We start from the raw sequence: 8507 nt of genomic DNA, 5'->3' as shown, positions 1-8507 counted from the left end.
TCTGCTCGGAGTTATAAATACGACGATTTCTCTCTGGTTCCCCGCCGGCACCCCCCAAAAGTCTCGCGCGGCCTTGGGTTCCGTCCCCCCCGCCCCCCGTCGTGGTGTCGCTCGCGGCCCGGGCCGCGAGCGAGTCACCGAGCGGAGGTCACAGCTCCGACATGGCCTCCTCGGGCGTGCCCTCGACGGCGGCGGCGGCCCTGTTCCAGCGCGACCACAGCACCTTCTCGCCGAGCTGGCCGGCCATCTTGTGGGCCGTGAGCAGGAAGACGACGACGCCGACGGCGAGCACCGCGACGCCCACCCAGTACGGGGCGGACAGGCCGACCGGGTGCAGCAGGCCGGCGATCACGGGGGCCGGGGCGGCGAAGCCCCAGCGCACGAGGTTGAACGCGCCGGTCGTGACGCGGCGGTCCGGGTCGCCGAGCGCCAGGGACAGGTCGGTGAGGATCGCGTTCGCGATACCCATGAACACGCCCGCGACGACGAGCACGACGATCGACGCCGGCGTCGGGAGGCCGAGGGCCAGCAGCAGCGTCATGACGAGGACGCCCGCGACGGCGATGCCGAGCGTCTGGACGGCCCCGATCGTGTGGGCCAGCTTGTGGCCGACGACGAGGATGCCGAACGCGAGGCCCAGGCCCCACGCGGTGAAGACGAGGCCGAGGGGGATGACGTCGAGGCCGAGGAAGATCGGCGTGTAGCCGAGGATGATGAAGAAGACGAAGTTGTACGTGGCGGTGACGACCGCGAGCGCGAGGAACGCGGGCTTGCGGAACAGCGAGAAGACCTGGCCCACGTGCAGCGGCGCCGGCTTCTCGGCGGGGTCCTTGAGCTTGGTGATCGACATCGCCAGCGCGACGATCATGAACAGGCCGCACGCGAAGAACGGCACGCGCCAGCTGATGCTGCCGAGCAGGCCGCCGATGAGGGGGCCGACGGCGAACCCGAGGCCCACGCAGGTCTCGAAGATGCCGACCACCCACTCGCGGTCGTTGGCGAGCGAGACGAGCAGCACCATCGCGGTGGCGAAGAACATCGCGTTGCCGAGGCCCCACAGGCCGCGCAGCGCGGCGAGCTGACCGATGGAGGTGCTCAGGGCGGCGAGGATCGCGGCGATCGCGACGAGGGTGACGCCCGCGCCGAGGATCTTCTTGTACCCGAACTTCCCGGTGGCGAGCACGGCCGGGATCATGCCGAGGGCCATGACGGCGATGTACGCCGTGAACAGCAGCTCGATCTGCCACGTGGTGGCGCCGATGGCCTCCCCGATGACCGGGAGGATCGGGTCGACGACCGCGATGCCGGCGATCGCGAAGAACGCGGTCAGCGCGGTCGCGTAGATCGCGGTCTTGTTCGGTTCGTTGCGTGTGCCTGCCACGGACTCCTCGCTCCTGCCCCACGGGTGCCCCGCGGGCCTCGTCTCCTGGTGCGGCGCCGTCCCGGGCGCCGGTGGCGCCTCCGGGGCGCCAAGATGCCTGCATCATGCAGGTATTTACCTGTAGGGTACACCTATGACTGCTTCCCTGGGAAACAGCTCGACGGACGAGCGCCCCGACGCCGGCCCTGACGCCCCCGCCCCGGAGGTGATCGCGCGCGTGGAGCTCGGCCTCGCCCACCTGCTGCGCCGGGCCGAGCGGACCACCGCCGCCACGACCGCCCGCACCGGCGGGCACGACCTCGACCGCTCCGGCTACCTGCTGCTGCACGCCCTGCGCGACGGCGGCCCGCAGCACGTGCGCGCCCTGGCCGACCGGCTCGGCATCGACGCCTCGACCGTCACCCGCCAGGTCGTCGCGCTCGAACGCGCCGGGCACGTGGTGCGCAGCCGGGACACCGAGGACCGCCGCGCCGTCGTCGTCACCGCGACCCCCAGCGGGCGTCGCGCCCTCGACGCGCAGCGCCGCCGACGCGCCATCACCTACACGACCGTCCTCGAGGACTGGCCGGCCGACGACCGCGCCCTCCTCGCCGACCTCGTCGAGCGCCTCAACGCCGACCTCGACGCCTACAAGCGGGACACACCCCCGGCCTGACCTCCGACGTCCGTCGCCCTGGGCAATAGATGTCCCGGGCGTGCCCCGGGTCGCTCCCGGTGTGCTGGGACCAACGATGCCCGGGGCGACGTCGCCCCGGGCGGCCCGACACCGCCGAAGCCCTCGAGGGAGACCGCCGTGGCACCGCACACCGATCCCGGCACCATCGGCCCCGGCGCGGAGCCGCGCCCGGGCGTCACACCCGGCCGGCCGCGCCCGCGCCGCCTCGTCGCCGCCCTGCTGGCGGCGGCCCTCGCACTCGTCCTCCCGGTCGCGCTCCCCGACGACGACGCGACGTCCGCCCCCCGGTTCGACGTGCAGTGCGACGAGCTCATCGACAACGTCGAGGAGATCGCCGACCTGGTGGACCTGCCGACCGGCACCGTCGAGGACATCGACCCCTACGAGTACGAGAACCCGGCCTCGCACCTGAGCGACGAGAAGGAGCCGACGAAGGCGGAGCTCGCGAAGCTCACCGGGAGCTACAAGAAGTTCGACGTCGGGTCGAAGGACCGCATGCTCCGGCGCTGGAAGGTCTACAAGGGCAAGTACACCTGGGAGCAGTGGCGGAACACGTACATCCCGAACCAGGCCAACGACGCGCGCGGCGACGCGTTCCACGGCAACGCCGCGCGACGGCTCAAGCTCGGCGGGTCCGGGTGGATGTGCGAGGACACCAAGCTCGCCACGGAGGAGAAGCTCGGCTCGAAGCGGCGGTACGACTCGGTGAGCCGCAAGCACGGGATCGCGTACGAGGTGAAGTCCGGCAGCTCCGCGCTCAAGGAGAGCCAGCTGAAGGCGGACCAGAAGCTGCAGGCAAGGATGGCCAACGGCCGGAACTGGCGCGTTGTGTACGTCTTCAGCAAGGAGCCGACCGCGGCGCAGCGCGAGCTGATGACCAAGTACGGCGTGAAGCACGTGGTGCTGCGCGCCTCGCCGAAGGAGATCAACCCGCCGGCCTCCTCGAGCGCCGCGATGGACGCCCCGTGCGCGGCTACCAAGCCCGCGGCGCGGGTGTCGACCCTGGCCGCCTCGTCCTGCCCCCGGCGCTCGACGGTCGGCCCGGCGAAGGACCTCGCCCAGCGCTCCGGACGCACCCCGGCCCTCGCCCGGGAGGGCCAGCGGCTCCAGACCTCGTTCGGCGCGGACGGACGTCGCCAGGGCTTCATGCCGCCGCGGCCCGGCGGGATCGACTGGACGTCGCTGGAGCTCAAGTACGTCACCGACGACCCGAAGGCCGGCGACTACGGGTACGCGTTCTCGGCGGACGAGCTGCCGGAGGACGCAGTGGAGCCGGGCTGGGGCGGCGAGGCGTCGCTGGACCTGTCCTCCGACGCGCTCATGACCTGGCTCGCGCTGGACCCCAGCCAGTTCTGGGTCAACCTCAACCCCGACACCCCGGAGACCATCGTCGACCAGCAGTTCGGCACGACCGACGCGGGGCGGGTGCTCCTCGAGGCCGACCTCGAGATGAAGAAGTCGCTGACCGGCCTCTCGGACCCGGCGACGCCGCTCGGGAAGAAGCACTGGGACTCTCTCGAGCGCAGCCCCGACGGGACGATCTGCTACGACTGGACGCGGTTCTGGATCGAGCCGCAGCCGGCGAAGGTCCGCGTCGACGGCGACCAGCTCTTCATCCTCGACGCCCCGCTGCAGGTGCAGATCGAGCCCATGGACATCGACTGGTTCCCGCCCGGCCAGGAGCCGTGCACCGCGACCGCCCCGGAAGACATGGTCGAGCGCAACACGCAGCGCGTCGTCGACGACTTCGAGCAGCCGCTCGAGGACTACGTCAACGCCGCCCCCGAGTTCGCGGACCTCCGGCGGGTCTACACCGCCCGCGTGGCCGCGGAGTGGATCAAGGACCGGGACGCGAAGCGCCCCGGCGCTTTCCACGACGTCATCGGCTCCGGCGACGTCTCCGCCTGGCCCGCGCGCACCGACTACGACCCGCAGGACGTCTTCGACGAGCTCATGGAGCTGTTGCAGACGGTGCAGTACCGCTACGAGTACGAGCACGGCAGCCTGGAGTACTACGTCGAGGTGATGGGCGGCATCGAGCTCCCCGACGCCCCGCGCGACCAGACGTCGAAGGAGGAGTTCGAACGCGACCACCCGCGGCTGGAGCGCACGGTGCGAGGGGCTCGGTACGACGTCACGAACGAGCCGCCCGTCGTCGGTGCACGGGACGACGTGACGACCCTGGACGACGCCACCAGCACGGCGTGGCTCGGCGGTGGCACCGTCGAGGAGGCGGCTCGGCCCGACCCGACCGACCCGCCCGAGGAACCCGACCCGACCGACCCGCCCGAGACACCGGCCCCCACGAACCCGCCCGGGAAGCCGGCGCCGAACGACCAGCCCGGCGGCGGGGACTCCGGCGGGGGCTCCGGGCGCGCCGACCCCGGTCAGGACCTCCCCGATCCGCCGCAGGCCGACCCGCCCCAGGGCGAGCAGGCCCCGCACCCCGGCGAGCTCGCCGCCACGGGCTTCGCCCAGGGCTGGCTGGTGCCGGCCGCGATCGTCCTCGTGCTCGCGGGGATCACCCTGGTGGGCGTCCGCCGGGGCTGGTTCTCCCGGCCCTGACCGGCCGCCCGGGAGCGCGTCTGCCGTGAGCAGATGCGCTCCCGGCAGAGAACCCTCCCGCGCCGACGGGGGCAGGGAGACGGTGGGGCCATGAGCACACCAGTCATGAGCACACCGTCCCCGCCCCCGCCCGCCTTCGACGACCAGCTCACCGCGCGGCTGCTGCACCAGCGCATCGTGGTGATCGGCACGGAGATCGACGACGCCGTCGCGAACCGCGTCTGCGCGCAGCTCCTGCTCCTGTCGGCCGAGGACCCGCGGTCCGACGTCGCGCTGTACGTCAACTCCCCCGGCGGCTCCGTCACCGCGGGGCTCGGCATCTACGACACCATGCGGCTGCTGCCCAACGACGTCGTGACGGTCGGCTTCGGCTTCGCCGCCAGCATGGGCCAGTTCCTGCTCACCACCGGCACCAAGGGCAAGCGGTACGTGCTGCCGCACACGCGGGTGATGATGCACCAGCCGTCGGCCGGCATCGGCGGCACCGCCGTCGACATCGAGATCCAGGCGCAGAACCTCGAGCACACCAAGCGCGTGATGCACGAGCTGACCGCGCAGCACTCGGGCCGCACCGTGGAGCAGATCGCCACGGACAGCGACCGCGACCGCTGGTTCACCGCCGCCGAGGCGGTGGAGTACGGCCTGGCCGACCGCATCGTCGAGCACGTCGACGACGTGCGGCCCACGGCCGCCGGCCGGAAGGCGGGCCTGTGATGAGCAGCTACACGATCCCGAACGTCATCGAGCGCACGCCGCTCGGCGAGCGCTACTCCGACGTCTTCAGCCGCCTGCTGCGCGACCGCATCATCTTCCTCGGCACGGAGGTCGACGACGGCGTCGCGAACGTCGTGATGGCGCAGCTGCTGCACCTGGAGTCCGAGGCGCCCGACCAAGAGATCGGGCTGTACATCAACTCCCCCGGCGGCTCCGCCACGGCCATGACCGCGATCTACGACACGATGCAGTACGTGCGCTGCGACGTCGCCACCACCTGCATGGGCCAGGCGGCGTCCGCGGCGGCGGTGCTGCTCGCGGCCGGCACGCCCGGCAAGCGCACGGTGCTGGAGCACGCCCGGGTGCTGCTGCACCAGCCGTCCACCCAGGGGCAGGGCACCGTCTCCGACCTCGCCATCCAGGCCCGCGAGGTGCTGCGCCTGCGCGCCGAGACCGAGCAGCTCCTGGCCCGGCACACCGGGCAGACCGTGGAGCGGCTGCGCACCGACACCGACCGCGACCTCATCCTGTCCGCGCACGACGCCGTCGAGTACGGCGTCGCGGACGCCGTCGTCACCTCCCGCAAGGTGGCGGCGCGCACCGCGGCCTAGCGACGGGCGGCCGCGTCGCGACGTCACACCGTCGACGTCACGACGCGGCCGGTCGTCCCCCGAAGCTCCAGTCGTGGACCTCGACGTCCGCGTAGTCGTCCGCGACCAGCACCCGGCGGGCGTCGGCGGGCCCGGCCGCCTCGACCAGCGCGGCCGCGCCGAGGACGGCGGCGCCGTCGTCGGAGAGGAGGTGCCCCGCCGCGACGACGCCGACCCGCGCCCCGGCCGTGACGAGCGGCTCGCCGCTCCCCCGCCACCCGAGCCCGAGGACCAGGAACCGTGGGCCACCCTCCGGCCCGCCGGGGTAGTCCCACATCGTGCGCCCGAGAAGGCCGCGCCACCGGCGCAGCAGCACGTCGCGGTACGCGCCGACCTGGTAGTTGGGCTCGTCGAACGCGAACGCCCGGGCCGCCTCGGGCCCGGGCAGGTCGAGGACGTGCACGCTGCCGGTCAGCGTCTCGCCGTCGTCCGTCGTCGTCGGGCCGCGCGCGATCATCCCGTCCGCGAACCGGTCCATGTACGCCAGGTGCTCCTCGTTGAGCGCCTCGCGCAGGGCGCGCGAGCCGGCACGGTCACGGTGGTAGCAGAAGAACTCCATGCCGCCAGACGGTAGCGGCACGCGCCCACCGGCCCCGGCGACGGGGCGTCACCTCCGCCGGCCGTCCTGGAACGACCGCCCGGACGACGTGCGGCGACCTCGGGCTCACGCGGCGAGCGCGACGACGTCCGACGTCGTCGAACGCACGGCAGTCGAGCGCACGGCCGCCGAGCGCACGTGCCGGGAGGACGACGGGGAACGGTCGCGCAGGGACGTGAGCACCCGCACGCGCTGCTGCTGCTCGGCACTGGCGGCCAGGGCGTCGTGCGCCTGGGCCACGAGGTCGACGAGGCGGATGCCGAGGGCGGCGCACACCGCGGCGAGCACCTCCGACGACGCCTCCTTGCGGCCGCGCTCCACCTCGGACAGGTACGCGGTGGACATGCGCGCCGCGCCGGCCACCTCCTGCAGGGTGCGGCCCTGGCGCAGCCGGGCGCGGCGCAGGATGCCGCCGACCAGGTGGCGCAGCAGGGGCTCGCGCACGTGCTCCACCTCGGTCGCCCGTCCGCCGATCGCGCCGACCCGCGTGTCCGCCGTCATGCGCTCGACGCTACCCGCGCCCGACAGCCGACGGCTCCGCGAGCGGCTCGTGGGGCGCTCGTTCTGCTGACGGCAGAAGGCGGCGCGCGGCCCGGCTGCTGCCATACAGCACCCCGCCGACGACGAACGCGGCGCCCACGCCCTCGAGCGGGGTCACCCGTTCGCCGAGCAGCACCCAGGCCGCGGACATGCCGACCACGGGCACGAGCATGGAGAACGGCGCGACCACGCCCGCGGGGTGGCGGGCCATCAGCCAGGTCCACACGCCGGAGCCGAGCACCGTCGCGACCAGCACCGTGTAGAGCAGGCCGACGACGGCGCCCACCGCCCCCGGGTCGTCCCATGACGTGAGCGACCGGGAGATCTCGCCGGGGCCCTCGACCAGCAGCGACAGGGCGAGCATCGGCAGCGGCGGCACCACCGACATCCACAGGGTGAGGCGCAGCGGGCTCTGCGGCTTCGCCTGCCGGTTGCAGATGTTGCCGATCGCCCAGCCGAACGCGCCGGCGAGCGTGAGCAGGAAGGGCACGACCGTCGCGCTCGCGGCCTGCTGCCACGCGACGAGCGTGAGGCCGCCGACGGCCACGAGGATGCCGAGCACCTGCCGGCCGCTGACCCGCTCGCGCAGGAACGTGGCGCCGAGCAGCACGGTGAACGGGCCGGACATCTGCAGCACGAGCGACGCGAGGCCGGCGGGCATCCCGGCCGCCATGCCCCAGTACAGGAAGAGGAACTGCAGCGCGCCGAACCCGAGCCCGTACCCGACCACCCACCGCACCGGGACGTCCGGCCACGGCACCAGGAACACGGTGGGCAGGGCGATGAGCGCGAAGCGCAGCGCGACGAGGAACATCGGCGGGAAGTGCTGCAGCGACGCGTCGATGGCGATGAAGTTGAGGCCCCACATCAGGGCGACGAGGACGGCGAGCAGCCGGTGGCGGGCGGGCATGCGCCCACCCTCACCCGCCGTGACGTTGAAGGACAAGCGAAAGTTGCTTCACCTTGTCTGTAGTCTGCCTTCATGGACGTCCGGCACCTGGCGCTGCTCCGCGAGCTCGCCGACCGCGGCAGCGTCACCGCCGTGGCCCAGGCCACCCACCGCACGCCGTCCGCCGTGTCCCAGCAGCTGCGCACCACCCAGCGGGAGCTGCGCACCCCGCTCGTCGAGCCCTCCGGCCGGGGCCTGCGCCTCACCGAGGCCGGCCGCCTGCTGGCCGAGGGCGGCGCGTCCGTCGCCGCCGCCGTCGCGCAGGTGCAGGCCCGCTGGGACGAGTTCCAGGGCGAGCCGTCGGGCACCGTCAGCGTGGGGGGGGGGGGGGGGGGGGGGGGGCCCCCCCCCCCCCCCCCCCCCTCCGCCACCCCCAGAAAAAAAAAACCACCCCCCCCCCCCCCCCCCCCAACCCCCCCAAACACAACACCACC

The 8507-nt window shown here is 73.2% G+C and carries 9 protein-coding genes; 5 read left to right on the top strand and 4 right to left on the bottom strand.

The window, feature by feature from the left end; all coding sequences use genetic code 11:
* Positions 1-148: 148 nt before the first annotated feature.
* Positions 149-1381 (bottom strand): MFS transporter, encoded by a 1233-nt coding sequence (locus tag ACWF41_RS14525; protein WP_380347023.1) that lies wholly within the window; start codon positions 1379-1381, stop codon positions 149-151.
* Between the two features lie 133 nt (positions 1382-1514).
* Here ACWF41_RS14525 and ACWF41_RS14520 point away from each other — a divergent pair, with 133 nt between their 5' ends.
* The 4 genes from ACWF41_RS14520 to ACWF41_RS14505 all read left to right on the top strand — a co-directional run bounded on the left by ACWF41_RS14520 (position 1515) and on the right by ACWF41_RS14505 (position 5947).
* Positions 1515-2036 (top strand): MarR family winged helix-turn-helix transcriptional regulator, encoded by a 522-nt coding sequence (locus tag ACWF41_RS14520; RefSeq protein WP_380319762.1) that lies wholly within the window; start codon positions 1515-1517, stop codon positions 2034-2036.
* 138 nt (positions 2037-2174) lie between these two features.
* Positions 2175-4622, top strand: a complete 2448-nt coding sequence (locus ACWF41_RS14515; protein ID WP_380319759.1) for a hypothetical protein — start codon at positions 2175-2177, stop codon at positions 4620-4622.
* A gap of 90 nt (positions 4623-4712) precedes the next feature.
* The gene (locus ACWF41_RS14510) at positions 4713-5336 is read left to right on the top strand and encodes a ClpP family protease (protein ID WP_380319756.1); all 624 of its coding nucleotides are present in this window, start codon (positions 4713-4715) and stop codon (positions 5334-5336) included.
* Positions 5336-5947, top strand: a complete 612-nt coding sequence (locus tag ACWF41_RS14505; protein ID WP_380319753.1) for a ClpP family protease — start codon at positions 5336-5338, stop codon at positions 5945-5947. The genes ACWF41_RS14510 and ACWF41_RS14505 overlap by 1 nt, the downstream gene beginning before the upstream one ends.
* A 37-nt stretch (positions 5948-5984) precedes the next feature.
* Here the strand turns inward: ACWF41_RS14505 and ACWF41_RS14500 are convergent, their stop codons facing one another.
* The 3 genes from ACWF41_RS14500 to ACWF41_RS14490 all read right to left on the bottom strand — a co-directional run bounded on the left by ACWF41_RS14500 (position 5985) and on the right by ACWF41_RS14490 (position 8034).
* The gene (locus tag ACWF41_RS14500) at positions 5985-6545 is read right to left on the bottom strand and encodes a YciI family protein (RefSeq protein WP_380319750.1); all 561 of its coding nucleotides are present in this window, start codon (positions 6543-6545) and stop codon (positions 5985-5987) included.
* Between the two features lie 105 nt (positions 6546-6650).
* The gene (locus tag ACWF41_RS14495) at positions 6651-7085 is read right to left on the bottom strand and encodes a helix-turn-helix domain-containing protein (protein ID WP_380319747.1); all 435 of its coding nucleotides are present in this window, start codon (positions 7083-7085) and stop codon (positions 6651-6653) included.
* A gap of 10 nt (positions 7086-7095) precedes the next feature.
* Positions 7096-8034: an EamA family transporter gene (locus ACWF41_RS14490; protein WP_380319745.1), complete on the bottom strand. Its 939-nt coding sequence runs from the start codon at positions 8032-8034 to the stop codon at positions 7096-7098.
* A 72-nt stretch (positions 8035-8106) separates the two neighbouring features.
* On the opposite strand from ACWF41_RS14490, the gene ACWF41_RS14485 reads away from it, so the two are divergent.
* On the top strand, positions 8107-8507 hold a 401-nt coding region (locus tag ACWF41_RS14485), incomplete at its 3' end, for a LysR family transcriptional regulator (protein WP_452182791.1).

It is taken from the genome of Isoptericola sp. NPDC055063 (assembly GCF_053608125.1).
The sequence above is the reverse complement of the archived record's forward strand: the minus strand, read 5'-3'. Positions and strand labels throughout refer to the sequence as shown.